The following is a 24,513-nucleotide window of genomic DNA, read 5'->3' on the forward strand; positions in this document are numbered from 1 at the left end:
CCTCCTGCTCATAAAATATCCTTGAATACCAATTCGAAAATTACTTGTGGAAATATCCAGATCAGACATTGTCAAACTAATCGAGGAAAAGAAAACCGATTCTTTTGAAACCCATTTATGGACAATAATAAAGAGAGATTCTCGTCCATCTGGTGAAATTGGAAATCGGGAAATAAAAGTTTGGAAGATGAATTTTTGGAATGGTCTGTTTTATCCAATTTTTCATTTTGACTTAAACAAAGATGACCATTTAATCAAAATTTCGGATCGTATTAATCCAGCAGGCAGACTATTTTTGAGTCTATTCTGCATTCTTACCTGTATTCCATGGTTTTATTGGGTTTTTGATGATTTTGACCTATCACAAAATTGGCCGAAAATTTTGTTTGGCTTCATTTTTCTCGGAACTCTTGTCATTATCGGTTTCAGAATTTATAAAATGGAAAAAGAAATTCAATTGGAAGAAATCTATGATTTATTGGATATGGAGATTGAGAATTCCTCAACCGAAAAAGAATGGGGCTGGAAAAAAATTCTATTGCGTTCAATTACCTATCCTCTTTCATTTTTTTTAATCGCCGTTTCTATCTTTTTCGTCTTAAAACAAGGAAATTACTTCACTGCAATCGCAACATTAACAATTGTTGGTTTTTACTTATACTCCGATTTAAAAATCATATTTAAGAAGAAAAAAAGTAAATGAACCCATCAAAAATCATACTCCCTGTTATTGTAGTGTCCCAGTTTTGCTGTACATCGCTTTGGTTTGCGGGGAATGGGGTCATGCCCAACTTGGTGTCCTCTTTTGGATTAACTGAAAGTGCAGTGGGACATTTAACCTCGGCAGTACAATTCGGTTTTATTATGGGGACCTTGGTCTTTGCCATTTTATCCATTGCAGACCGGTTTTCACCCTCAAAAGTATTCTTATGCTGTGCATTGCTGGGCGCTTTGTTCAATTTAGGGGTGATTTGGGAAGGAAATTCATTGATGTCCCTTCTTGCTTTTCGATTTTCGACTGGTTTTTTTCTGGCCGGCATCTATCCCGTAGGGATGAAAATCGCCGCAGACTATTTTGAAAAAGGCCTTGGTAAATCCCTTGGCTTTTTGGTCGGCGCATTGGTTGTGGGAACCGCATTTCCCCATTTATTAAAAGAAGTGACCCATACCCTCTCATGGGCATCGGTCTTAGTGGGCACCTCATCCCTGGCCGTGTTGGGCGGGGTGTTGATGGTAAGCTTGGTCCCCGACGGCCCCTTCCGAAAACCGAATCAGAAACTGCACTTGTCCGCTTTTTTAAAAGTGTTCCAAAACGGTAAATTTCGTTCGGCAGCCTTTGGCTATTTTGGACATATGTGGGAATTGTATGCCTTTTGGGCGTTTGTACCCCTAATGCTGAAAACGTATAGCATTATACATCCCGCTACAACTTTCAACATTCCACTGCTATCATTTTTCATCATTGCCATCGGGGGATTGGCCTGCGTATTGGGCGGCTATTTAGCACAGGCTTTAGGCACAAAAAAGGTGGCTTTTGTGGCGCTACTTCTCTCAGGAATATGCTGTTTGGTTTCGCCATTGCTATTTGCCCAAACCTCAGAATCAGCATTTATAGCCTTTCTACTTTACTGGGGGATGGTCGTCATAGCGGACTCGCCTTTGTTTTCCACTTTGGTGGCTCAAAATGCCTTGCCTGAACTCAAAGGCACCGCACTTACCATCGTAAATTGTATCGGTTTTGCCATTACCATAGTCAGCATTCAATTGCTCAATGCACTAAACACCTTTACCATCTCAAATAAGATGTACATGGTATTGGCCTTAGGCCCCTTTTTGGGTTTGTTGGCGCTTGTTCGTAAAAGGTAAAACCTGATTTCCCGCTTGAATGATTCAGGTGAATTAGAAATCCTACAAAACACTATCTTTAATCAAAGCCAAGAAAACTAGAAGGCTAAATACTTAATTTTAGTAAAACATGAATTGGATTATACTGATTGTGGCTGGTTTATTTGAAGTGGCCTTTGCTTTTTGTTTGGGAAAAGCAAAAGAGTCCACAGGAACCGATATGTATCTATGGTACGGAGGTTTTTTGGTGACCCTTATTATAAGCATGGGACTTTTAATAAAGGCCACCCAAACCCTTCCGATTGGAACTGCATACGCCGTTTGGACCGGAATTGGGGCAGTGGGAACGGTTCTTGTCGGAATTTTTGTTTTTAAAGAACCAACCACCTTTTTACGATTGCTTTTCCTAACCACTTTGGTAATATCACTAGTTGGACTTAAAATCGTTTCGCATTAAAAAGTTACTTGTTTATTTAAGGACATTTTGCTCCAAAAAAATACTTCAAAACCAATCCAACTATTTTATACCTTCAATTAAAAATTCAAGAAGTATAGAATGATTCATCCCGATACAGAATTACGTTTTATCAGCAGTGAGATTGGCTACGGCGTGGTGGCTACCAAGTTCATTCCCGCAGGAACCATTACTTGGGTGTTGGACCGTTTGGACCGCGAGTTCACGCCCTTGGAACTCCAACAAATGGACCCCACCTACCAAAACATACTTGATACGTACACCTTTCGCAACAACAAGGGCAATTACATCCTTTGTTGGGACAACGGCCGGTATGTGAACCACAGTTTCAACTCAAACTGCCTCACCACCGCCTACGATTTTGAGATTGCCATCCGCGATATCCATGCGGGGGAGCAACTCACAGATGATTATGGCTACCTCAACATCCCCCTTCCCTTTCGGGCCGCTGATGAGGGCACCCGCCGTAAAATCGTCTACCCAGATGACTTGTTGAAATACTATAAGGTCTGGGATAAAAAAATTGAGAAGGTCTTCGGCAACATTACCCAATTGCAACAACCGCTTCGCCCCTTACTCCCAGAAGGTCTGTGGGACCAAGTGGAGCGAATTGTATCTGGAAAAGAGGAACTGGAGTCCATCCTCACCAATTTTTATGATGACCGCAGCACCGACAGCAATGTTTAGTGGACAATAGCATTTCGCGCCACTGAAAATGATTGTATATTAGTGTGCTAACCGCCAACCTTTAAACCATGAAAAAAACAACCCTCCTTTTGGCCATTGTGCTAAGTGCATCAACAATCGCTCTTGCACAAAACGCAAAAACCAAGCAACTTGATGCCATGATTCAAAAAGGTATGGTCGATTGGGAAATCCCAGGATTGGTCACCGTAGTGGTAAAGGATGGTGAAACCGTGTTCCAAAAAGCCTACGGGGTCAAAAATTTGGAAAGTAAATCCCCTGTGGATGAACACACGCTCTTTACCATGGCCAGCACCACCAAAGCCATTGTTTGCCAAGCACTGGGCATTCTGGTCGACCAAGGTAAATTAAACTGGACGGACAAAGTCCGTGAACACCTGCCGTATTTTAACCTTTCAGATGCCTATCTGACTGAAGAAGCTCGTGTACAGGATTTGCTCACGCACAATCTAGGAATCCAACAAGCCGATTTGCTCTGGGCCGTGGACAGTGTTTCTACCAAAGAAACGCTTCAGCGATTTGCACTTTCAGAAAAGAACTATCCGGTTCGGGGAGGGTTTGACTACAACAATATCATGTACGCTGCCGCCGGTGAGGTGATTCAAGCGGTAAGCGGCCAACATTGGACAGCATTTGTCACTGAAAATATTTTTAAGCCCGTTGGTATGAACGATGCCGTGGCAAAATCCGTCGACATTTTTAAGAAAGGAAACTATACAACGCCATATCTCAACGATTTGGATGATGGAATCGTCCAAGTGGATTACAATCTTGCGGACCAAATCGGTGCTGCTGGAATGATTTGGTCCAGTATGTCGGATGTTACCAATTACCTAAAGTATTTGGTGAATGACGGTGTGGTCAAAAATGATACTATTTTATCCAAAAACACCTTCGATTATCTCTTCAAACCCCACGCCTTTGTTACCGATGCTAGCTTCTACCCCACGCAACAGTTGACCAAGCCCCACTGGAAAACCTATGGTTTGGGATGGTTTCAACATGATTATCGCGGTGAAAAGCTGGACTTTCATACCGGTAGCATCGGTGGTTTGATTGCCATCTGTGGGATCATTAGGGATAAAGATGTCGCCGTTTATGTGTTTGCCAATATGGACCATGCAGAATTACGGCATGCCATACTTTATAAATCCATGGATTTGTTTGCTTTTGATGACAATAGCAGGAATTGGCACGAAGAAGTCTTTCAACTTTATTCCAAATTAAAGGAACAGGAAAAAGAATATCATCAAAAACTGCGTGATGAAAAGGTAGCGGATACCAAAACAACTTTGCCTTTGGAGCAGTACGAAGGTGAGTATGCCCACCCAATGTTAGGCAAGGCGATGGTAAAAAACACCGACGCTGGATTGACCGTAAATTTCAATGATTTCTTGATGTTGCCCACCCAACATTGGCATTATGACACTTTCATGTCCACCAAAGAAAATCCATATCGGGCAGCGATAGATTTTAATTTCAACATTGGGACGGACGCCACTGTAAAATCATTTGAAGCTTTCGGAGAAACCTTTGAAAGGCAAAATTAAAAAAGGCACCCAACTTTGGGTGCCTTTTCTTCCATTTCATAGCTACTATTAATTCCCGAAACTGTTCGCCAAACGGGGCCTTGGGTTTTTGTTTCCTTTAAATAAATCCAAAAAAGTCTTAAAATGACTGCTCCACAGGAAAGGAGCAAAGTCAAACCACAACTTTACCTCAGTGGCTTCATTTCCTTTAATCTGAAGTCCATTTTCAATGGTAAAATCCAGACTGTCAAAATGGTCAACTGACTCTTGCACACCATCCCGGTATCTAAACTCGTTGCCCTCCTTCGCTAAGTAAAAGCGCAGTGTTCTATATGTCCCTTCAGGAAGAGCAACTACATTTTTAGAGCGTAAAAATTCTCCAGATGAAATTCCTTTCAGCGTTACTGCACTTTGACCCTTAAAATCAGAAACAATATGCTCATTGCCTTCCATATCAAAAGCGGAAAACCTGGTGATGTTCAATTTCATTTCAGACACATGGAGTTCTGTCGCAGCTTCATTTTTCAAAATCAATTCTTGGACAGCCCTTCCCCTATTCTCTATCTGATTCAATAGATCAAATGAGAAAGGCACGGTCTGCCATTTATTCGGATAAATTCTATTTTTTTCCATAACACTGTATATTTAATTATACACTGCAAAATTGGGGCTGATTTCCAACCTGTGCGTCTATAAAATTCACCAGTTTCTATGCTAAATTATCTTCAGAGAGGATTCAAATGTTTATTTAATGTTAAAATGGTACAAACAAGAGGGTGGTATTGTAAAATACTTGGAGTTATGAATCAGCCTATTTTTTTGATGCTGCTCGTCGGATTATCAATATTATTGAAGATCTGTGACCCTTTCTTTATACCACTCTCCCAATTATCAAATGTTCTTGAAGAAGTATACTATTGAACAAAAATCCATTAACTTATATCCATGAAAAGAATTTTATTCTGTTTAGCATTCTCCATCCTGATTTTGGCCTGTAAAAATGCCAAAAAACAACAAATTGAAAATGCACAGCCAGCCATCATAAACCCTAAATTAGATTTTAAACCTAATATTGTTTGGATTGTCGCCGAAGATTTAAGCCCTTACATTCCAGCCTTTGGAGATAGCACAATTGTAACTCCAGCACTCAACAAATTGGCAGCAGAAGGCGTTTGCTATGATAATTTTTTTTCACCCCACCCTGTTTGTGCTCCTGCGCGCTCTTCCATCATCACCGGAATGTATGCCAACAGTATAGGTGCCAGCCATATGCGTACAGGGCCTTGGTTCAGTGACACTGTTTCAGAAGAAGTCATCAACAATTATGCATCCAAACCCGCAGAGAGTATCAATTATGAGGCTGTACCCCCGGAAGAAGTAAAAATGTTCACAGAATACCTTCGCACCGCGGGATACTATTGCACCAACAACAAAAAAGAAGACTATCAATTCAGGAAAACAATGACAGCCTGGGATGAGAGCAGTGACGCCGCGCATTGGAGAAACCGACCGCGCAACACTCCTTTTTTCTCTGTTTTTAATATTGAGGTGACCCACGAATCCAGAATTTGGTCAAAAGCGAATGATTCGGTTTGGGTGGATAAATACTTGGAAGTTTCAGTACCTCCCTACCTTCCCAACACGGAAGTGGGCAAAAAGGATGTTAGGCGCATGTACTCCAACATTTTGGAGATGGACAATAAAGTAGGGCAAATCTTAGAAGCGTTAAAATCAGATGGGCTCCTAGATAGCACCATTGTGGTATGGTACACGGACCATGGAGGTCCTTTGCCACGACAAAAAAGGGTACTGTATGATAGCGGGCTAAAAGTACCCATGATCATTCGTTTTCCCAATGGGGAGTTTTATGGACATAGGGATAATCGCATTATCAGTTTTATCGACCTAGCTCCTACCACGCTTTCCTTAGCCGGAATTGAGCCTCCGCATTACATGGAAGGCAAGGCTTTTTTAGGCGAGTATATGCGTGCCAATGAACCTGAATATGCGTTTGGCGCGGCTGACCGATTCGATGAATTTACCGATCACATGCGCTCAGTACGGGACAAAAGGTTCAAATATATCAGGAATTATGAATTGGATAAACCCGTGTATTCAGACGTAGCGTATCGAAAACAAATGCCCATTATGCAAGAACTGCTTCAATTGAAGGAACAAAATCTATTGACTCCCGAACAAGCCGTATGGTTTGCCCATCCAAAACAAAAAGAAGAACTCTACGACCTAGAGAATGACCCACACGAGCTAAATAACCTTGCCCAAAACCCGGAATTTCAGGAGCAATTGGAAAAAATGAGACGGGCCTGTACCGACTGGATTGAACATATCGACGATACAGGGCTACAGCCTGAAAAAGAACTCATAGAAAGTTTTTGGCCCAATCAACAACAACCTTTGACTGCTGCTCCAGAGTTGGAGTTTGCGGATGGACTGCTACATATTTCCTGTGCTACCGATGGTGCATCAATAGGGTATCGGTTTGAATCGGATGCCCCTTGGAAAATCTACAACGGACCAATTCCAGTGCGCTCTGACCAAAAGATTGAAATCGTTGCACACCGTATTGGTTTTAAGCGGAGCGAAACCATAGGTTTTACACCTTAACGAAAACGAATCTTTAAGTTATTTCAAAGATGCAATCAGTCTTCTTGCGAATAGTTTTCACCAACCTGATCCAACACTGCAAGGAAAGTAGCAAAATCTGAAGGCTGTAAGTTTTTAACAGCCAGCTTTCGCAATTGAAGCGCTTTGGGCATAACCAAATCTATGACCTCCTGCCCTTCCGGTGTCAATTCCAACTTAAACCGTTTTTGATCCCCATCAAAACGGGTTTTACCTACCCAGCCCTTGCGCTCCAATCCACCAATTACGCGTGATGTGGTAGCTCGGTTTCGAAAATTGCTCTGCACAATGTCCCGCTGACTGGCTTCATCACCCAACTCATAAATCCGGTGCAAAATTACCCACTGCTCAATGGTCATTTCCACGTTCAGTTCCTCAAACGTCCGCAAGTAGGCATTTTGGATTTTTCGGAGCACTAGGTCAAGGTGCAATCCAATTCCCTGTATTTCATCTATGTGGTTGAGCATTTGTAAACGATTAGCACAAAAATAGGGATTCATTTTATATGACATTCCAAGGTTTACCAGCATCTTATGCCAATTTTAACCTAAAATTTGGTCTAGAAACCCTTGCTGTGTTCCAAAAAAGATTATTTTTGTTGCATTAGCAACAATATTCAATCCAACATATAAAAATCTACTGAAATGGAAACAGAAACACTTCCAAAATCATCGAACAAAGCCCAAGATTTTATGCCAATAAATGGCACGGACTACATTGAATTGTATGTGGGCAATTCCAAACAGGCCGCCCATTTTTACAAGACTGCCTTTGGTTTTCAATCATTGGCTTATTCCGGATTGGAAACTGGATTAAAAGACCGTGAAAGCTATGTTGTGGTCCAAGACAAAATCCGATTGGTACTTACCTCTCCTCTTAAAAGTGGTACTGAAATCGGAAAACATATAGACAAACATGGTGATGGGGTAAAAGTTGTGGCCCTATGGGTAGATGACGCCACCTATGCGTACAATGCCGCTATTGAAAGAGGCGCCAAATCCTATATGGAACCCAAAGAAGAAAAAGATTCAACCGGAAAAGTGGTCCGTTCCGGCATCTACACCTATGGTGAAACAGTACATATTTTTGTGGAGCGAAAAGCGTATGATGGTATTTTTCTACCCGGTTTTAAAAAATGGGAGACTCCAGAATTCAACCCCTCACCCACAGGACTGAAATTTGTGGACCACATGGTAGGCAATGTAGGTTGGAACAAAATGAACCATTGGGTCAATTTCTATGAGGATGTATTGGGTTTTAAAAATATTCTCTCTTTTGATGACAAGGACATTTCCACCGAATACACCGCTTTAATGAGCAAGGTGATGAGCAACGGTAACGGACGTATCAAATTCCCGATCAATGAACCTGCCGAAGGCAAGAAAAAATCGCAAGTAGAAGAGTATTTGGATTTTTACGAAGGGGAAGGCGTTCAGCATATTGCCGTGGCCACAGATGACATCATAAAAACCGTCCGAGACCTCAGAAGTCGTGGTGTCGAATTCCTTCGCGTGCCTGACACCTATTATGAGGTAGTTGGTGAACGCGTTGGGGAAATTGATGAGGACATTGCCCCATTAAAAGAGCTGGGTATTTTGGTAGACCGTGATGATGAGGGCTACTTGCTTCAAATTTTCACCCGACCTGTGGAGCCCAGACCCACAATGTTCTTCGAAATTATCCAAAGAAAAGGCGCACAATCCTTCGGAAAAGGTAACTTTAAGGCACTGTTCGAAGCCATTGAGCGTGAGCAAGAGCTTCGGGGCACATTGCATTAATCATAGTTATGAGTGATGAGTGTTGAGTTATGAATTTTTTGAACTCTGAACTCTGAACTCCTAACTCTAAACCTAAAGAAAAATGCCTATTTATCATAAACTCGGGAAAATTCCGCAAAAGCGGCACACCCAATTCGAGAAACCCAAGGGCGGACTTTATTACGAGCAGCTTTTTGGCACTATCGGATTTGATGGGATGTCCTCGCTTTCCTACCACATCCACAGACCTACTCAGGTTAAGGAAATTGGTAAAGCTTTGGATGTGAGTCCAAAAATTGCTGTGGAAAAGAACATTACCAGCCGTAAGTTCATCGGTTTTGATGTAGCACCCAAAGATGATTTCTTGGAAGCACGAGAGCCACTTTTGGTAAACATTGACGTTCATGTAGGGTTGGCAGCTCCACAAAAATCCGTTACGAGCTATTTCTACAAAAATGCCGATGCGGATGAAATGCTCTTTATCCATAAAGGTTCGGGAACCCTAAAAACCTTTTTGGGAAATATCCCTTTTGAATATGGAGATTACCTCATCATTCCGCGTGGGATGATTTATCAAATTGAGTTTGATACAGAGGACAACCGCATTTTATATGCTGAGTCGTTCCACCCCATCTACACCCCAAAACGCTATCGAAACTGGTTTGGGCAACTATTGGAGCACTCCCCTTTCTGTGAGCGCGACTATAAATTGCCAAAAGACCTTCAAACCTTCGATGAAAAGGGTGAGTTTTTGATGAAAATCAAAAAACAGGGCATGTTGCACCAATTGGTCTATGCCACACATCCTTTTGATGTAGTGGGATGGGACGGTTACAACTATCCCTACGGATTTTCCATCCACAATTTTGAACCCATAACGGGGCGGGTACACCAACCACCACCGGTGCACCAAACTTTTGAGACCGGTGCTTTTGTGGTGTGTTCGTTCTGTCCGAGACTTTACGATTATCACCCAAAATCCATTCCAGCACCTTACAATCACTCCAATATAGATTCAGATGAGGTATTGTATTATGTGGATGGTGATTTTATGAGTCGTAAAGGAATAGGTCCAGGCTATATTTCATTGCATCCGGCGGGAATTCCCCACGGGCCGCATCCTGGCACTTACGAGGCCAGCATCGGCAAAAAAGGAACAGAGGAATTAGCGGTGATGATTGATACTTTTAAGCCTTTGAAGGTTACCGAGAACGCCCTGAAAATTGATGATGGCAAGTATTACAAGTCGTGGTTGGAGTAGAACTGATGGATTTAATGTCATTTCGAAATGAGCGTACCGATTGAGAAATCCAAAATTGAGATTTCTCACTTTGATTTCGACTGCGCCTGTCTGCCGACAAAGGCAGGCTCAATCTGACAGTTCGAAATAACTAAAATAGACTCCCATTTCCATGGGAATGGCATAAACGTTTTTTGAATGATCATAGAAATACCTGAAAACTCAGATTTTTCCATTAATAACATCCCTTTCGGGATTTTTTCCACACAGGATAGAAGTCCTCGCGTGGGCGTAGGCATTGGAGAACACATCCTTGATTTGGCTGCTTTAGCTGAGTTCGATGTCTTTGAGTTCAACACGGCCTTACTGGAAAAAGACACTTTGAATGATTTTATTTCGTTGGGAAAGGAAATCACCACACGGGTTCGAAAAAAGATTCAGTATTGGCTCAAAGACGATAATTCCATTTTGGCGGGAAAGCCCGAACTCTTTGTAAAGCAATCCGAGGCACAAATGCACATGCCGGTCTCCATTGGCGATTATACCGATTTTTATTCCAGCTTGGAGCACGCCACCAATGTGGGAAAAATGTTCCGCAATCCTGAGAATGCTCTTTTGCCCAATTGGAAACATATACCCGTAGGGTATCACGGCAGGGCAAGTTCAATAATTGTGAGCGGACAGCCCATTCATCGTCCCAAAGGCCAAACTATGCCCAATGGTGTGGAATCCCCCATTTTTGGACCAACAAAACGTTTGGACTTTGAACTGGAAATGGGTTTTATCTGTGGAAAAGACACTGAATTGGGTGAATCCGTTTCAACAAAAGATGCTGAAGACTACATCTTCGGGCTGGTTTTGTTCAATGATTGGTCGGCCAGAGATATTCAAAAATGGGAGTATGTGCCACTGGGGCCGTTTTTGGGGAAGAATTTCGCTTCATCCATTTCGCCATGGGTCATAACCCTGGAAGCTTTGGAACCCTTCAGGACAAACGGACCAAAACAAGAACCCAAAGTACTGCCGTATCTTCAATACGAAGGAGAAAAGAACTACGATATCCATCTGGAAGTGGGCATCCAACCAGAGAACAGTGAAGAAACAAAAATTTGCCAAAGTAACTTTAAGTATATGTATTGGAACATGAGTCAACAATTGGCACATCATACGGTAAATGGCTGTAACATCAATGTTGGGGACATGATGGCTTCGGGAACGATTTCGGGGCAAGAAGAAAACAGTTTTGGCTCCATGCTCGAACTGTCTTGGGGAGGCACAAAACCCATCCCACTGAAAGATGGAACCGAGCGCAAATTTATAGAAGATGGTGATACAATAACAATGCGGGGGTATGCCCAAAATGGCGATATTAGAGTCGGATTTGGCGAAGTGACCACTAAAGTGTTGCCGGCTAAATAATCTAGGTGGTTGAGCGTAGTCGAAACCACTGTGAATTTAATGTGACTTCGACTACGCTCAGTCACCTTTATAATAATTAAATAGATTTCCACCTTCGTGGAAATGATATAGAATAGAATTGATGATCAAAACCTTAGATCCCAAAACATTGTCCCAACCAGAACTTTATAGTATCATGTCTACTGCCATTGCGCCGCGGCCCATTTGCTTTGCGAGTACAGTGGACAAGGAAGGCAACGTGAACCTGAGCCCTTTCAGTTTTTTCAACATGTTCAGCTCCAGTCCACCCGTTATGATATTTTCCCCGGCCCGAAGCGGTAGGGACAATTCCCTAAAACATACCCATCAAAATGTAGTGGAAGTGCCCCAAGTGGTTATCAATGTGGTGAACCATGCCATGGCCGAGCAAATGTCGCTCTCCAGCACGGCGTATGACAAAGGGGTGAACGAATTCGTGAAAGCAGGTTTTACCGAAGTCCCCAGTGTAAAAGTGAAACCGCCACGCGTGGGCGAAGCGCCCGTATCTTTTGAGTGCACCGTTTTGGAGGTGGTTGAACTAGCACAAACACCGGGTGCCGGAAACTTGGTCATTGTACAGGTTGATATGATCCATGTAAACGATGATTACTTTACCAATGGGGTGCTGGACACCGAAAAACTGGATTTGGTGGGCCGTATGGGTGGTAACTGGTACATCCGAGCCATCAGAGAATCGTTGTTTGAGATTCCGAAACCCATCCGTACCCATGGCATTGGTGTGGACGCCTTGCCCAAAGGCATTCGGGAAAGCACGGTGCTTACCGGTAACAATTTAGGCCGTTTGGGAAATTTGGAACGTGTTCCTTCTACGAAGGAAATAAAAGCGATCATTGAGAAGGAAGGCTTGGAAAAAGCTTCCAAGTCCGAGTTGCATACCTTGGCCCAACAACTATTGGAAGTGGGTGATACAGAAAAGGCGATGGCGTATTTGTTGTTTGGGGAGAATAATTAACAACGATCTATTCAACCCATAAAAAGTTGATAACCATTTCATACATGACCCCAAAATGATTAAATACGAATTAAAACGTTCAAAAAAATCCGAAGGATGGATGATGATGATGGGGTATGAATCTAAGACTGTAACACCTCGTGAATTGCAAACACATCTGAAAGAGGGCTGGACTTTGGTTAGAAAAAGATATTTCTTAGTCACTTACATTACTGATTGGTGGAAAAATCTTTCTACTGGAAATCGCATTTCTGTATTTGGCATTGTTTTATCAACCGCTCTAACTCTTGCTTTTGGGATATCCAACTATTGGTTGAGCGAAGAGAATAATAATCTTAATAACAAAGTTGATTCGCTAAAACAAGAGGTTCCACTTCTGAAATTATCGATTGACTCTTTAATCTTGAACAATAATGAATTGAAAGATTCGATAAAAAAACAAACAGAATTTTATAAGGAACAAACTTTGCTCGACTCAATTTCTAATTAAAAAATAAAGGTGTTTACCAAAATATTTTGATTATTTGACATTCAAAAGGTCAGTTCCTCATAAGTATTTATTTTCAAAAGCCCATAACGAAATCATAAGCTTTTCCTTTTAAGATTAGTGATAATGAAAACAATCCAATCCATCTTCAAACCCCATTTGGTACCCAAAGAAGTTTATAAGGGTGGCAAAAACATACCGGCTTCCCTTAAAAGAATCTATAAGCTTTCTTCCAACGAGAATCCTTTGGGCGCATCGCCCAAGGCCATCGCTGCCATGAAAGCTGTCTTGGACAAAATAGATGTTTACCCAGACCAGACCGATATTCGTTTGCGTGAAGCACTGGCCCAAGATTTTGAGGGTCAACTGGCTGCTGATCAATTTTTAGGTGGCAATAGCGGTTCGGAGGTGATAGATATAATCCTGCGGGCTTTTCTCAATGAGGGTGATGAAGTTATTTTTTCCAATCCTTGCTTCCTGCCCTATTCCGTTTTTTCCCGTTGGTATGGTGCTAAACAAATTGACGTCCCGTTATTGGCTCCCAACTATGATTTAGATGTGGAAGGTATTTTAAATGCCATTACAGAACGGACAAAAATCATCTTTTTGACCAGTCCGAACAACCCAACGGGAACTTATATTCCCAAAGCGGTATTGGATGATTTTTTTAATCGAATCCCTAAAAACATTGTTATCGTATTTGATGAGGTGTATCGCCATTTTGCCGATGCTGAGGATTACGTCACTGCATTGCCCTATGTTTTGGAAGGCCACAATGTCATTGGACTCAACAGTTTTTCCAAAACCTACGGTCTCGCAGGGCAACGTATTGGGTATGGGTACACCACAGCCACTATTGCCAACTATGTTCGCTTGATCCAAAAACCATTTTTGTTGCCCTTAACCTCAATCGAAGCGGCCATTGGAGCGTTGAACGATACGGAATTCATAACTGAAACCGTGAAAACGGTAAGAGAAGGCAGAACGTTTATCGCCAAAGCATTTGATGAACTGGGAATAAAATACTGGCCAAGCCAAGCCAATTTTTTTATCATTGACCCACCCTTGCCCGAAATGGAGTTCACGGACAAGATGATGGATGAAGGCATTATGGTCAGACCAGTTTCACAATTTGGCGCCCCGGGAAAGGTGCGCATCACCATTGGTAATAAAGAAGCCAATGAGGCTTTGGTTAACGCGTTGCGGAAAATAATGGGTGTGTGACCGTCATGCTGAATTTAGTTCAACATCCGTGTAAAATGAATGTCAGTTCGAGTTTTCCAATAGGAAAAGTATCAAGAACTGCTTTCTTTTTTTCCCAGTTTAAATTCTTGATACAGTTTTTTGTTCCACTCCAAAAACCACTCGAATTGACAAGGTAACTTTACAATACAAACCTGTAGGTTGCTTTCAACAAAAAGATATTCTGTGGCTTTTGACCAAAAATATTATCGCCCAAACTGGGTAAAAGTCCATTACTAGGGTCACCATCCCGGGATACATCTTGAGACCACACTAAAAATATTTCCGAACCTGGAATATACTCCCACCGAATTACCAAATTGGAACGAAACTGCACAAAAGAAAAATCGGGGTCATCAAAATTAAAGTCTTCAACGCCGTCCATATCCTCATCCACGGAATATACCCCATCAGCCAGTTCAACCTGATTGGAGTCGTAACCCATGAACCTATCTTCAAATACTTTTTCGGTTGGATTGGTGACATGCTTAAAGTTGGAATATCGTCCGCGGGAAATAAAAGGTTGCCCCCAATATTGAATGGTTAAGTTAGGATTTATAGTATAGTTTAAGCGAACCGACATGCTCAAAGTCCGCTGGTCAATCTCCCCATTAAGATATCGTGGCGAACCATTGACAGCATCCAAATTATCTATGAACTGAAGTTTATCATGATTGATTCGCAGTGAGGGAAACGCAGAAATTCTCAGCGCGTTGATGGGTTGGTAGTTGATTCCACCTTCCATATAATAGGATTTGTAGGAGTTGTCCAAAGCTTTTCTGCCATTATGAAAAAAAGCAAATTGGACTTTCTTACGGTTATCGGTTTCAATATTGTTCCAAAAACTTACCCAAGGTGATAGTCGTAATCTAGGTCCACCGCGAAGCGCAAAATTGGAATACTCAATGGGAGCATAGTTCAATCCAATGTTCGTGAACCAGTTGCCTTTCCAGTTTTGCCAACTATTAGTATTGAATTGCATGTAATTATGATTGCCCCCAAAATCCCAGGCCGTCCAATGATTGTAATTAATGCCGAATTGTCTGAAGGTCTTATCCGGTTTTAGGGTTCGATATCCAATCCAAGTGTAATGGCGTATATCATCAGATTGTCGTTGAAATCCAATATCGTTGAGTTCGAGCTCGGGGGAGCGCCAAGTGCCTCCGCTTTCAAATCTAAAATTACCTTTACCGAGTTTTCCTATTTGAAGATTCCCGGCGGTCCCCGTTAAATTGGTTCGGGTTGAATCCAACTGTATGTAATCGGCATCGACCCGCTGGAACAAGTGCGTAATGGACTCTTGGGTATTTTTGATGGCCTCAACGCCTCCTGTTACATGACTGAAGGTGACATTACCTCCAAAATACCAGTCCCTGTTGTTCCATTGGTGTTTAAAATCCAAGCCTCCCGTAAAAGCTGATTTGTGGAGAAAATTCAATTCTTCAGGTAGTTGCTCTCTGTTGGTAGCGGTAAAAATTCCACCGATATAGGAATTACGGTCATTGAAATCCTTCTGGAGCCTACCCACAAAATAATTGGTCAACGGTTCCACCATTTCCTTTCTAGGCCCCCCGTTATCGGAGACAATGGTGGCCGTTCGTTGAGCGGTAACACTTTCCAACACACCTATGGCCCAGCCATTTTTGGTCTTCCCACTGAATTTGGCTGCTCCAATGATGGGTGTATTGTCCGGTTGATCCACAAACTCACCATCATCAGTATCAGGATAGCCTTGTGGACTTCTTCCAATTCGTCTAGAATAAAAAATATTATCCGACCCGAAAGTGTTCCCAGCCTCAGACTGCGACACATTAAAATCGAAAATGTTCTTGTTCTCCACAAAAAAGGGGCGTCGCTCTTGAAAGAAAATCTGGAATCCATCTAGAGCAATAGCAGAGGGGTCGGCATCCACTTGACCAAAATCCGGGTTAACCGTCAAATCCAACGTAAGATCATTGGTAATACCTATTTTGGCATCCAACCCTACTGTGATGTCATCTTCGCTTCCATCTTGAAAAGGGTTGCCTTCTTCAGGTTCGTAAGTCTCCGTCTTGGCCACGGTGTAGGGCTGTATTTCCAATTGGCGCTGCGGCTGAATATTCTTGAGACCGTGCAACTCTCCAAACTCACTGGTCCATCCTGCTGCGTCTCGTGGAAGGCGTTGCCATACCGAACGCTCTTCATTCCTAAAATACCGGCGCATGATCTGCAATCCCCACACCTGATTCTCAGCCTGTCCAAACTTAATCTGGCTGAGCGGAATACGCATTTCGGCGGTCCACCCTTCTTCATCAGTATGGGTTTTCACATACCAAATAGGGTTCCAGCTATCATCCTCATTGTTGCCATTATTGGAACCAAGAACATCGCCCTTTACCCCAGCAGCTGTTACAATGAAACCGAAAGAGGTGCGCTTATCGTGGTAACTATCGATAAAAATACCTATCCAATCCCCTTCAAAACCGTCTCGTCTGGACAAGCGCTTTTCAATTTTGTCTGGTTCGGTGTCAAAACAGCGTATCCCTACGTACAATGATTTTTGATCGTACAGTATTTTAAAGGCTGACTGCTGCCCAGGTGGGGTGTTCTCATCAGGTCGTTGCTCTATGAAATTGTCGCCCCATTCCACTAAATCCCAGGCGGTGTCATTCAACAGCCCATCTATTTCAGGAGCAATTTCGGAACGCAAGGATTGGGTCATGTATATTTTTTTTGGAACTACGTTGGTGGAATCTTGGGCGTGATTGATTAAGGCATAAAAAGAGCAGGTGAGAAAAAGGCAGAATTGCTTCACTGATTTGTTGTTGATTGATTGATGTAACTGATAGACCCGTAAAAATTGGAACTGTTACATGACCAAATCCATTTAGGTTTTTTTTAACATTTCAACTACAGGATGAAGCCTGAATTTGAACCCATGAAACCGTAAATAAAAAAAGAGAAAAAATATTCCCAATCAACCGTTTGTAATTCAATCTAATAATTGTACATTTGCAGCCCGTTTATCGGGATAGGTTATTAAAATCAATATTTTTAGAGAAGTGGACACATTAAGTTATAAGACTATTTCCGCCAATAAAGCTACCGTTGACAAGCAATGGTTATTGGTTGATGCTGAAGGACAGACCTTGGGAAGATTGGCGTCAAAAGTAGCCAAGTTGCTTAGGGGAAAATACAAGACCAATTACACTCCCCATGTAGATTGTGGTGATAATGTGGTAATCATCAATGCCGAAAAAATAAATCTATCCGGCAATAAGTGGGATGACAAAGAATATATTCGCTATACAGGTTATCCAGGCGGTCAGCGTTCTGCTACTGCCAAAGAGGTTTTGGCCAAACACCCAGAGCGTATCATTGAAAATTCTGTAAAAGGAATGTTGCCCAAGAACAAATTGGGAGCAGACCTTTTTAGAAATTTAAAAGTATATGCCGGTGCCGAACATGGTCAAGAAGCCCAAAAACCAAAAGCAATCAACTTAAACGACTACAAATAATGGAAGTGGTTCATAAGATAGGTAGAAGAAAAACTGCCGTGGCACGGGTTTATGTTTCTGAAGGAAAAGGAAACATCACCATCAACAAAAGAGACTTGAACGAGTACTTTACCACAGGTACACTACAATACAAAGTAAAGCAAGCTTTCACCTTGACCGATACCGAAGATGCTTACGACGTAAAAGTAAATGTTTACGGAGGCGGAATCACAGGTCAGGCAGAAGCTATTCGATTGGCATTGTCCAGGGCAATGTGCGAAATCGATACCGAGAACAGAGGAATTCTTAAGCCAGAAGGTCTATTGACAAGAGATCCAAGAATGGTGGAAAGAAAGAAATTCGGACAGAAGAAAGCCCGTAAGAAATTCCAGTTCTCCAAACGTTAATATTTCGGTGCCTTTGGCACCACTATATAAGTTCATTGAAAACCCTGAAAATTGTTTCAGGGTTAAATTTTTAACCAAGTTGTCGTTGTTCCAAAAAGGAAAAAACAATTCGACTTTTTGGAATTTAGTTTAGCATCTAAATGGGCTGGGCGAACGTAAGTGACCACCATTCCATTGCTACTACAACGGAACGTAAACTAAGTACAAGAAATGGCAAGTAAAATTGAAGTAAAAGACTTACTGGAAGCAGGTGTGCATTTTGGACACCTAACACGAAAGTGGAACCCCAACATGGCGCCCTACATCTACATGGAGCGCAATGGTATCCACGTTATCAACCTTTACAAAACAGTAGCAAAATTGGAGGAAGCCAACGAGGCCCTTAAAAAAATTGCTGCCTCTGGACGTAAAATCCTTTTTGTAGCCACAAAAAAACAAGCCAAGGACATTGTTGCAGACAAAGTATCCAAAGTAAACATGCCGTACATCACCGAAAGATGGCCTGGTGGTATGTTGACCAACTTTGTCACTATCCGTAAAGCTGTTAAGAAAATGGCTGCCATTGACCGTATGAAAAAAGATGGTACGTTCAACACCCTTTCCAAAAAGGAAAGATTGCAAGTAGACCGTCTACGTGCAAAATTGGACAAAAACTTGGGTTCTATCGCCGACATGACCCGTTTGCCCGGTGCCATCTTTATTGTGGACACCATGCGTGAGCACATTGCTGTGAAAGAGGCTCAAAAATTGAACATACCAATTTTTGCCATGGTCGATACCAATTCTGACCCAAGACCTATCGATTTTGTGATTCCCGCCAATGACGATGCCGGAAAATCCATTGAAGCGATTTTGGAAGAAGTGACCAAAGCAGTTGCCGAAGGTTTGGCCGAACGCAAAAATGATAAACAAGACGATAAGGAGGAAGAGGAAGAAGTAGTTGCAAAAACTGTTGTTTCTGATGACGATGATGACGATGTAGTTGAGAAAAAAGCACCAAAGAAAGCTAAGCCTGCAGCTAAGAAAGAGGAAAAGCCTGCTGCCAAAAAAGAGGAGAAGGTTGTAGAAAAGAAAGAAGAGAAAGCTGCCGAGCCCGCTAAAAAGAAAGAAGCAGCCAAAGCAGACGACTTGACCAAAGTTGAAGGTATTGGACCTAAAGCTGCTGAAGCCATTGTAAACAGCGGAATTGCTACTTACGCAGAATTGGCCAAAGCTGACCCTGAGAAAATCAAGGAAATTTTGACCGAGGCCAGCTCAAACTTGGCCCACTTGGACCCTACTTCTTGGCCAAAACAAGCTAAAATGGCTGCAGAAGGAAAATGGGATGAATTAAAAGAATGGCAAGACAGTGTAAAAGGGGGAGTTGAATAATTCAACCTTGATTTAACATTGTCCTAAACCAAAACACTTTAATAGTGTTTTACTTTACAATAATTTTTAAAAGCATAAAAAATGGCAAAGATTACCGCCGCTGAGGTAAATAAATTAAGACAGACCACCGGAGCTGGAATGATGGATTGTAAAAAAGCTTTGGTTGAGGCTGATGGTGATTTTGATAAAGCAATTGAAATTCTAAGAAAGAAAGGTCAAAAAGTTGCAGCGAACAGAGCTGACAGAGATTCTTCTGAAGGTGCCGCTATCGCAAAGGTAAATGATGACAACACTCAAGGTGTGATCATCTCATTAAACTGTGAAACCGACTTTGTTGCCAAAAACGAAAGCTTTGTGAAATTAGCCACAGAACTGGCAGACCTAGCTTTGGGCTTTGATAGTAAGGATGATTTCCTTGCGGCCTCTTTCAACGGCATGACTGTTTCCGATAAGTTGACAGAACAAACTGGTGTTATCGGAGAGAAAATCGAAATTGGCAGTTTTGAGAAATTGAGTGCTCCCTTTGTTGGATCTTACATCCACGCAGGTAACAAAATTGCAACTTTAGTTGGGTTGTCTGCAAACGTTGATGGTGCCGCTGAAGCCGCAAAAGATGTTGCCATGCAAGCTGCTGCCATGAACCCGGTTGCCCTTAACGAAGAAGGTGTTGACCAATCTGTTATCGACAAAGAAATTGAGATTGCCAAAGATCAATTGCGTCAAGAAGGAAAGCCAGAGGAAATGTTGGACAACATTGCCAAAGGTAAATTGAAGCGTTTCTTTAAAGACAACACCTTGGTGAACCAAGATTTTATCAAAGATAGTAAGCAGAGTGTAGCCCAATACGTGAAATCCGTAAACGGAGATTTGACCGTTACCGGTTTTTCTAGAGTAGCTTTGGGATAAGTATTTAAATATTACACATAAAAAAAGCACCTGTTTAAGGTGCTTTTTTTTGTTTTTGGACTTTCTGTTATTTCGCTTTTATCAAGATATCGCCATTGAACGTCTTGAACAGCAATTCAGGGCCACCACCATTGATCTTTCCCCTCACCCATTGTTCCAAGGTAACTTTATAACTTCCAGAGCCTTGCTTTTTATCTACTTCCGGCCTGCTTTCTGTTAGAGCCATATCAAAATCAGTATACACATCACCCATATCTGATTTTGCCTTTACGTTGGCCTTTAACGATTTTGGAAAAGTAACCTCTACATTCCCATTAAAGCTACTGAATACCATATTCGCCGAATTGTCTATGGCTTTAAAATCAACCTTAACAACTCCATTGGTGGTATCTGCTGAAACTGCTCCTTCCACATTTTCAAGCGTAATGCTTCCATTAACATTACTGATTTCCAAATCACCCTTTACTCCACTTACGTCAATGTCCCCGTTGTTCACAGTACTCAACTTTAACGAAAAGTTATAGGGCACTTTTATTTCAAAATCGGTTTTTCGGTTCCATACTTCATTGTCTATTTCCACCACATTGTTGCTCTCCTCAGCACTTATGTTCAATCCTGATCCACCAATGCGTTTCATTCCATTTTTGGTTGAAGAGGAATTATTACCATCCATCACCGAAACTTTTACAATCACTTCCTTACCTTCATAACCTTCCACCGAAATGGAACCACTGATTTGATCTAGTTCCAATTTGCCCGCTTTGCTAGGATTGCTCAAAGGCACCGTAAATAAATCTATTTCCTTTTGTTGCCCTACTACTGCATTTGTCACAAGAAGTAGCATTACTATAACTATTGCTCTCATCATTTATATTTTTTTAATGAATACATTCCCATTCAAGGTTTCTATATCAAAGTCCACTTGCCCACTTCCAATTTGCACAACCGGATTGGCTTCAAACTTATACTTGGGTTTGTTGTTATCACCAGTATTTTTGCTTGTTTTTACAAACTGTTTGCTTACATCAAAATCGGTGTACATTTCCCCGTTCATAGTCTTAAAAGAAATATTGGCTGAAAGTGATTTCTGATAGGCTATGGTGATATCTCCGTTTAGGGAATGATACATGGATTCCTCCGTAGGGTTTTCCGCATACGAAATGTCCACCTTACCGTTGATACAACTCACCTTTGTTTTCCCTGCAATATTGTTCAAACTGATTCCACCGTTGATGTTGTCCGCAATAATGAACTTGCTCCGGATGTTTTTTACATCAATGACTCCATTATTGACTGTGCTTACATTGACCTGTACCGTATTGGGAACCTTTATGGTAAAATTTAAATTATGATCGTACGGTATATCACCATTATCATTACACCAATTATACCGAAGCCTGTCGGCATCAAAATTGATATAGGGTGCATCCGGATGAAAAATGATGCGATTATCCTCCTGAATGATTTTGAGTTGCAACTCCTTCTTTCCCAGCTCCAAATCTTCCGAATTGCGCGCCATGATTTTTCGCTCCACTTCCAAAATGACCTTGCTCCCTTGGTATCCCTCAACATTTACAGACCCAAATACATTCTTCACCACCACCGTATTATTACTACTGTTACTAAATGGAAGTTCCTTTGTAATGGTCTCCTTAAACTCTTTTTGCTGTGCTTTTACACTTGGCGTCCATACCCATAGGCAGAGACACAACATGACAACTAACTGTTTCATCTTTCTAAAATTTAACTGTTCGTAATTTGATTTTACCCTTTAGGGTAGATTGATAAATAAACTATATGATTGATTCTATACTACTCTCAATACGCTTCTTCACGGTGGTGTCCAACTGCTTTTCCTTCAGCAATTTTTTGAAGGGCTCAATAGATGATTTTTCCTGCAGGGCCACCATAAGATTAGCCAAGGTTATCTGCAAAATAGGCGACTCTTGGCTTGGAATGGACCGCACCAACCCTTGTCGTACCATGGGATTGTCCACATAACTCGTCAAAGATTCAATGGCAGCCAAACGCACATTTACATTGGAATCATTGTTCAAAGTTTGTAAAAGAGCCTTGATCACAATTTCATCAGCATTCTCAAATTTGTTGGCCTCACTTACCCCTTGCAGTCGCTGATTGGCGGAAGGCTGCTCAAGTAAAGTCAACACCAATTTTTGACGTACTTCTTCAGTTTCATTGTTGGAAACTGTGGTTTCAATAGGTTTGGGTTGTTGAGGTGAGCTCAAATAATACCCAACACCCAACCCAATGGCCAACAGAAGAATCCCATAGGCCAGTTGCGGCCTGAACACCGTGAAAATCCCATCCCAAAATGGCTTTTTGGTTTCTTTCTTCTTGTTCCTTTCCATCTCATCGGAAAGCATAGAAAAGAAAGCTTCATCCATTTGCGGAGAAATTTCCGGAGTATCAAGATTTTCCATCAATTCCCATGACGCCAGCAAGGCTTTGTATTTCTCGTCATATTCTGGATTCTCGGCGAGAAACTTTTCAAAGTCCTTGGTATCCTTAGACGACATTGTTCCGCTCATAAAATCCATCGCCTGTATTTCAAACTTTTCTTGGTCCATCATCTTGTTTCCAGTTGTAAAAAAATAGTTTTTAAATCCTTTAGGGCCCTGTGCACCCTCACCTTGGCCGCTCCCTCTGTACAACCCAGTATCTCTCCTATTTCATAGAACTTCAATTCCCGATATTTACTCAACAACAATATTTCCCTCTTATCAGCAGGTAAAAGATTGAGGGCCTTTTTCACTAAAAAAGCATTTCCTTGTTGTTCTAAAGCTTCATTAAGGCCATCTTCTGAACCTATATTGGCGTCTTCTGGAGAAATTCCTGGGGACACCCTTTGCTTCTTCACTCTTTTATGGTAATCGTAATTCACATTTCGGGCCATCCGGAACATCCAAGCCGCAAAAGACCCTTCCCCTGTATAGGATTTCCGATATTTAAGGATGCGCACAAAAACGTTTTGTACCAAGTCCTCACTTACTGACGGGTTGTTTCCCAAATTGTAGAAAAATCCGAAAAGCCTTTTCTTGTGCCGCTCATAGAGCAAGCCCAACTTGTTCAAGTCTCCATTTTTCACTTGCATCATTAAAGTGTTGTCGGTCAGGTTTTGCAATTCCGTGGTCTTTGGTCTACTGGAGGATATACTTTAGTTTTTTAAAAAGGTTACAGAATGTAGGGATTTTTTGCGCTAAGCCTTCTAAGTCCCCTTCTTTTTTCAATGGTTTCCCATAAATATTTTTGATTATTTTTGTCCGAACTTCAAGACACCCTCAATGCAATACAAAAGAATTCTGTTAAAACTTAGTGGCGAAGCCCTCATGGGCGAAAAGCAGTACGGTATTGATGCCAAACGGTTGGCGGAATATGCCGAAGACATCAAATCCGTAGTGGATAAGGGTATTGAGGTTGCCATTGTTATTGGCGGTGGAAATATTTTTAGGGGTCTTGCGGGAACCAGCCAAGGAATGGATCGGGTTCAGGGAGATCACATGGGCATGTTGGCCACCGTAATCAATGGTTTAGCGCTCCAAAGTGCCTTGGAGCACCAAGGGGTTGAGACGCGATTGCAATCCGCCATAAAAATCAATGAAGTGGCCGAACCTTTCATCCGAAGAAGAGCTGTTCGCCACTTGGAAAAAGGAAGAGTCGTTATTTTTGGAGGTGGTACCGGTAACCCCTATTTCACAACAGATTCCGCTGCGGTATTGCGGGCCATTGAAATCAATGCCGATGTTATCCTAAAAGGCACCCGTGTTGATGGCATTTATACCTCTGATCCAGAGAAAGACAAAAGTGCAACCAAGTTTGATTCACTTTCTTTCAAGGAAGTACTTTCTAAAGGGCTTAAGGTCATGGATACCACAGCATTCACACTAAGTCAGGAAAATGAGCTGCCCATTGTTGTTTTTGATATGAACACGCGGGGCAATCTTATGAAAATAGTTTCCGGTGAAAATATTGGAACCGTTGTCAACATTTAAGTTGGCATAT

The 24,513-nt window shown here is 41.8% G+C and carries 24 protein-coding genes; 17 read left to right on the plus strand and 7 right to left on the minus strand.

The features are described from left to right. Window positions 1-46: 46 nt before the first annotated feature. The 5 genes from ACFOWS_RS01565 (at window position 47) to ACFOWS_RS01585 (ending at window position 4,575) form a co-directional block, all read left to right on the plus strand. Window positions 47-703 (plus strand): hypothetical protein, encoded by a 657-nt coding sequence (locus ACFOWS_RS01565; protein WP_379762169.1) that lies wholly within the window; start codon window positions 47-49, stop codon window positions 701-703. Further along, window positions 700-1,866 (plus strand): MFS transporter, encoded by a 1,167-nt coding sequence (locus ACFOWS_RS01570; protein WP_379762170.1) that lies wholly within the window; start codon window positions 700-702, stop codon window positions 1,864-1,866. The genes ACFOWS_RS01565 and ACFOWS_RS01570 overlap by 4 nt, the downstream gene beginning before the upstream one ends. A 109-nt stretch (window positions 1,867-1,975) precedes the next feature. Beyond that, a complete protein-coding gene (locus ACFOWS_RS01575) occupies window positions 1,976-2,302 on the plus strand; it encodes a DMT family transporter (RefSeq protein WP_379762171.1) in 327 nt (108 codons plus the stop codon). A gap of 99 nt (window positions 2,303-2,401) precedes the next feature. Then, window positions 2,402-3,007 carry an SET domain-containing protein gene (locus tag ACFOWS_RS01580; protein ID WP_379762172.1) on the plus strand — a complete coding sequence of 202 codons (606 nt, stop codon included), beginning with the start codon at window positions 2,402-2,404 and terminating at the stop codon, window positions 3,005-3,007. Window positions 3,008-3,075: 68 nt separating this feature from the next. Then, complete coding sequence (locus ACFOWS_RS01585; RefSeq protein WP_379762174.1) at window positions 3,076-4,575, plus strand: serine hydrolase; 1,500 nt, start codon at window positions 3,076-3,078, stop codon at window positions 4,573-4,575. 48 nt (window positions 4,576-4,623) lie between these two features. On the opposite strand, the gene ACFOWS_RS01590 is transcribed toward ACFOWS_RS01585, so the two are convergent. Further along, a complete protein-coding gene (locus tag ACFOWS_RS01590; RefSeq protein WP_379762176.1) occupies window positions 4,624-5,187 on the minus strand; it encodes a hypothetical protein in 564 nt (187 codons plus the stop codon). A 312-nt stretch (window positions 5,188-5,499) separates the two neighbouring features. Here ACFOWS_RS01590 and ACFOWS_RS01595 point away from each other — a divergent pair, with 312 nt between their 5' ends. Continuing rightward, window positions 5,500-7,179: a sulfatase family protein gene (locus tag ACFOWS_RS01595; RefSeq protein ID WP_379762178.1), complete on the plus strand. Its 1,680-nt coding sequence runs from the start codon at window positions 5,500-5,502 to the stop codon at window positions 7,177-7,179. Window positions 7,180-7,214: 35 nt separating this feature from the next. Here the strand turns inward: ACFOWS_RS01595 and ACFOWS_RS01600 are convergent, their stop codons facing one another. After that, window positions 7,215-7,664 (minus strand): MarR family winged helix-turn-helix transcriptional regulator, encoded by a 450-nt coding sequence (locus tag ACFOWS_RS01600; protein ID WP_379762180.1) that lies wholly within the window; start codon window positions 7,662-7,664, stop codon window positions 7,215-7,217. A 177-nt stretch (window positions 7,665-7,841) separates the two neighbouring features. Here ACFOWS_RS01600 and hppD point away from each other — a divergent pair, with 177 nt between their 5' ends. The 6 genes from hppD (at window position 7,842) to ACFOWS_RS01630 (ending at window position 14,315) form a co-directional block, all read left to right on the plus strand. Continuing rightward, a complete protein-coding gene (hppD, locus tag ACFOWS_RS01605; protein WP_379762181.1) occupies window positions 7,842-8,975 on the plus strand; it encodes a 4-hydroxyphenylpyruvate dioxygenase in 1,134 nt (377 codons plus the stop codon). Between the two features lie 82 nt (window positions 8,976-9,057). Continuing rightward, window positions 9,058-10,215, plus strand: coding sequence for a homogentisate 1,2-dioxygenase (locus ACFOWS_RS01610; RefSeq protein WP_379762182.1), 1,158 nt, complete (start codon window positions 9,058-9,060; stop codon window positions 10,213-10,215). A gap of 177 nt (window positions 10,216-10,392) precedes the next feature. Beyond that, window positions 10,393-11,613: a fumarylacetoacetase gene (gene fahA, locus ACFOWS_RS01615; RefSeq protein WP_379762183.1), complete on the plus strand. Its 1,221-nt coding sequence runs from the start codon at window positions 10,393-10,395 to the stop codon at window positions 11,611-11,613. A 121-nt stretch (window positions 11,614-11,734) separates the two neighbouring features. Next, the gene (locus ACFOWS_RS01620; RefSeq protein ID WP_379762184.1) at window positions 11,735-12,604 is read left to right on the plus strand and encodes a flavin reductase family protein; all 870 of its coding nucleotides are present in this window, start codon (window positions 11,735-11,737) and stop codon (window positions 12,602-12,604) included. Between the two features lie 55 nt (window positions 12,605-12,659). Next, window positions 12,660-13,094: a hypothetical protein gene (locus tag ACFOWS_RS01625; protein ID WP_379762185.1), complete on the plus strand. Its 435-nt coding sequence runs from the start codon at window positions 12,660-12,662 to the stop codon at window positions 13,092-13,094. 123 nt (window positions 13,095-13,217) lie between these two features. After that, on the plus strand, window positions 13,218-14,315 hold the full coding sequence (locus ACFOWS_RS01630) for a pyridoxal phosphate-dependent aminotransferase (RefSeq protein WP_379762186.1): 1,098 nt from the start codon (window positions 13,218-13,220) through the stop codon (window positions 14,313-14,315). 160 nt (window positions 14,316-14,475) lie between these two features. On the opposite strand, the gene ACFOWS_RS01635 is transcribed toward ACFOWS_RS01630, so the two are convergent. Next, window positions 14,476-17,034 (minus strand): DUF5916 domain-containing protein, encoded by a 2,559-nt coding sequence (locus tag ACFOWS_RS01635; RefSeq protein ID WP_379762187.1) that lies wholly within the window; start codon window positions 17,032-17,034, stop codon window positions 14,476-14,478. Between the two features lie 340 nt (window positions 17,035-17,374). Between ACFOWS_RS01635 and rplM the strand changes: the two genes are divergently transcribed. The 4 genes from rplM (at window position 17,375) to tsf (ending at window position 20,493) form a co-directional block, all read left to right on the plus strand. Next, window positions 17,375-17,830 (plus strand): 50S ribosomal protein L13, encoded by a 456-nt coding sequence (gene rplM, locus ACFOWS_RS01640; RefSeq protein ID WP_366585113.1) that lies wholly within the window; start codon window positions 17,375-17,377, stop codon window positions 17,828-17,830. Next, the gene (rpsI, locus tag ACFOWS_RS01645) at window positions 17,830-18,216 is read left to right on the plus strand and encodes a 30S ribosomal protein S9 (RefSeq protein ID WP_379762188.1); all 387 of its coding nucleotides are present in this window, start codon (window positions 17,830-17,832) and stop codon (window positions 18,214-18,216) included. Before rplM ends, rpsI begins: the two co-directional genes overlap by 1 nt. A 210-nt stretch (window positions 18,217-18,426) precedes the next feature. After that, window positions 18,427-19,587 (plus strand): 30S ribosomal protein S2, encoded by a 1,161-nt coding sequence (gene rpsB / locus ACFOWS_RS01650; RefSeq protein ID WP_379762190.1) that lies wholly within the window; start codon window positions 18,427-18,429, stop codon window positions 19,585-19,587. A gap of 81 nt (window positions 19,588-19,668) precedes the next feature. Continuing rightward, window positions 19,669-20,493, plus strand: a complete 825-nt coding sequence (tsf, locus tag ACFOWS_RS01655) for a translation elongation factor Ts (protein WP_366585118.1) — start codon at window positions 19,669-19,671, stop codon at window positions 20,491-20,493. Window positions 20,494-20,560: 67 nt separating this feature from the next. Here tsf and ACFOWS_RS01660 read toward each other — a convergent pair whose 3' ends face one another. The 4 genes from ACFOWS_RS01660 to ACFOWS_RS01675 all read right to left on the minus strand — a co-directional run bounded on the left by ACFOWS_RS01660 (window position 20,561) and on the right by ACFOWS_RS01675 (window position 23,635). Continuing rightward, window positions 20,561-21,361: a DUF4097 family beta strand repeat-containing protein gene (locus tag ACFOWS_RS01660; protein WP_379762191.1), complete on the minus strand. Its 801-nt coding sequence runs from the start codon at window positions 21,359-21,361 to the stop codon at window positions 20,561-20,563. Next, on the minus strand, window positions 21,362-22,225 hold the full coding sequence (locus ACFOWS_RS01665; protein WP_379762192.1) for a hypothetical protein: 864 nt from the start codon (window positions 22,223-22,225) through the stop codon (window positions 21,362-21,364). Window positions 22,226-22,286: 61 nt separating this feature from the next. Then, window positions 22,287-23,084, minus strand: a complete 798-nt coding sequence (locus ACFOWS_RS01670; RefSeq protein WP_379762193.1) for a HEAT repeat domain-containing protein — start codon at window positions 23,082-23,084, stop codon at window positions 22,287-22,289. Further along, the gene (locus ACFOWS_RS01675; RefSeq protein ID WP_379762194.1) at window positions 23,081-23,635 is read right to left on the minus strand and encodes an RNA polymerase sigma factor; all 555 of its coding nucleotides are present in this window, start codon (window positions 23,633-23,635) and stop codon (window positions 23,081-23,083) included. Before ACFOWS_RS01675 ends, ACFOWS_RS01670 begins: the two co-directional genes overlap by 4 nt. A gap of 160 nt (window positions 23,636-23,795) precedes the next feature. On the opposite strand from ACFOWS_RS01675, the gene pyrH reads away from it, so the two are divergent. Continuing rightward, complete coding sequence (pyrH, locus tag ACFOWS_RS01680) at window positions 23,796-24,503, plus strand: UMP kinase (protein WP_366585128.1); 708 nt, start codon at window positions 23,796-23,798, stop codon at window positions 24,501-24,503. The last annotated feature ends 10 nt before the right edge of the window (window positions 24,504-24,513 follow it).

Origin of the sequence: Flagellimonas marina (genome assembly GCF_042651185.1) — a bacterium.
In the GTDB taxonomy this organism is placed as follows: domain Bacteria; phylum Bacteroidota; class Bacteroidia; order Flavobacteriales; family Flavobacteriaceae; genus Flagellimonas; species Flagellimonas marina.

What these genes read in the sequence shown, in the direction of transcription:
- rpsI (WP_379762188.1), top strand. Translation starts at nt 17,830, where the DNA reads ATGGAAGTGGTTCATAAGATAGGTAGAAGAAAAACTGCCGTGGCACGG.
- ACFOWS_RS01595 (WP_379762178.1), top strand. Translation starts at nt 5,500, where the DNA reads ATGAAAAGAATTTTATTCTGTTTAGCATTCTCCATCCTGATTTTGGCC.
- pyrH (WP_366585128.1), top strand. Translation starts at nt 23,796, where the DNA reads ATGCAATACAAAAGAATTCTGTTAAAACTTAGTGGCGAAGCCCTCATG.
- ACFOWS_RS01630 (WP_379762186.1), top strand. Translation starts at nt 13,218, where the DNA reads ATGAAAACAATCCAATCCATCTTCAAACCCCATTTGGTACCCAAAGAA.
- hppD (WP_379762181.1), top strand. Translation starts at nt 7,842, where the DNA reads ATGGAAACAGAAACACTTCCAAAATCATCGAACAAAGCCCAAGATTTT.
- ACFOWS_RS01570 (WP_379762170.1), top strand. Translation starts at nt 700, where the DNA reads ATGAACCCATCAAAAATCATACTCCCTGTTATTGTAGTGTCCCAGTTT.
- ACFOWS_RS01610 (WP_379762182.1), top strand. Translation starts at nt 9,058, where the DNA reads ATGCCTATTTATCATAAACTCGGGAAAATTCCGCAAAAGCGGCACACC.
- fahA (WP_379762183.1), top strand. Translation starts at nt 10,393, where the DNA reads ATGATCATAGAAATACCTGAAAACTCAGATTTTTCCATTAATAACATC.
- ACFOWS_RS01660 (WP_379762191.1), bottom strand. Translation starts at nt 21,361, where the DNA reads ATGATGAGAGCAATAGTTATAGTAATGCTACTTCTTGTGACAAATGCA.
- tsf (WP_366585118.1), top strand. Translation starts at nt 19,669, where the DNA reads ATGGCAAAGATTACCGCCGCTGAGGTAAATAAATTAAGACAGACCACC.
- ACFOWS_RS01580 (WP_379762172.1), top strand. Translation starts at nt 2,402, where the DNA reads ATGATTCATCCCGATACAGAATTACGTTTTATCAGCAGTGAGATTGGC.
- ACFOWS_RS01600 (WP_379762180.1), bottom strand. Translation starts at nt 7,664, where the DNA reads ATGCTCAACCACATAGATGAAATACAGGGAATTGGATTGCACCTTGAC.
- ACFOWS_RS01585 (WP_379762174.1), top strand. Translation starts at nt 3,076, where the DNA reads ATGAAAAAAACAACCCTCCTTTTGGCCATTGTGCTAAGTGCATCAACA.
- ACFOWS_RS01670 (WP_379762193.1), bottom strand. Translation starts at nt 23,084, where the DNA reads ATGATGGACCAAGAAAAGTTTGAAATACAGGCGATGGATTTTATGAGC.
- ACFOWS_RS01590 (WP_379762176.1), bottom strand. Translation starts at nt 5,187, where the DNA reads ATGGAAAAAAATAGAATTTATCCGAATAAATGGCAGACCGTGCCTTTC.
- ACFOWS_RS01620 (WP_379762184.1), top strand. Translation starts at nt 11,735, where the DNA reads ATGATCAAAACCTTAGATCCCAAAACATTGTCCCAACCAGAACTTTAT.
- ACFOWS_RS01635 (WP_379762187.1), bottom strand. Translation starts at nt 17,034, where the DNA reads ATGACCCAATCCTTGCGTTCCGAAATTGCTCCTGAAATAGATGGGCTG.
- ACFOWS_RS01625 (WP_379762185.1), top strand. Translation starts at nt 12,660, where the DNA reads ATGATTAAATACGAATTAAAACGTTCAAAAAAATCCGAAGGATGGATG.
- ACFOWS_RS01665 (WP_379762192.1), bottom strand. Translation starts at nt 22,225, where the DNA reads ATGAAACAGTTAGTTGTCATGTTGTGTCTCTGCCTATGGGTATGGACG.
- rpsB (WP_379762190.1), top strand. Translation starts at nt 18,427, where the DNA reads ATGGCAAGTAAAATTGAAGTAAAAGACTTACTGGAAGCAGGTGTGCAT.
- ACFOWS_RS01575 (WP_379762171.1), top strand. Translation starts at nt 1,976, where the DNA reads ATGAATTGGATTATACTGATTGTGGCTGGTTTATTTGAAGTGGCCTTT.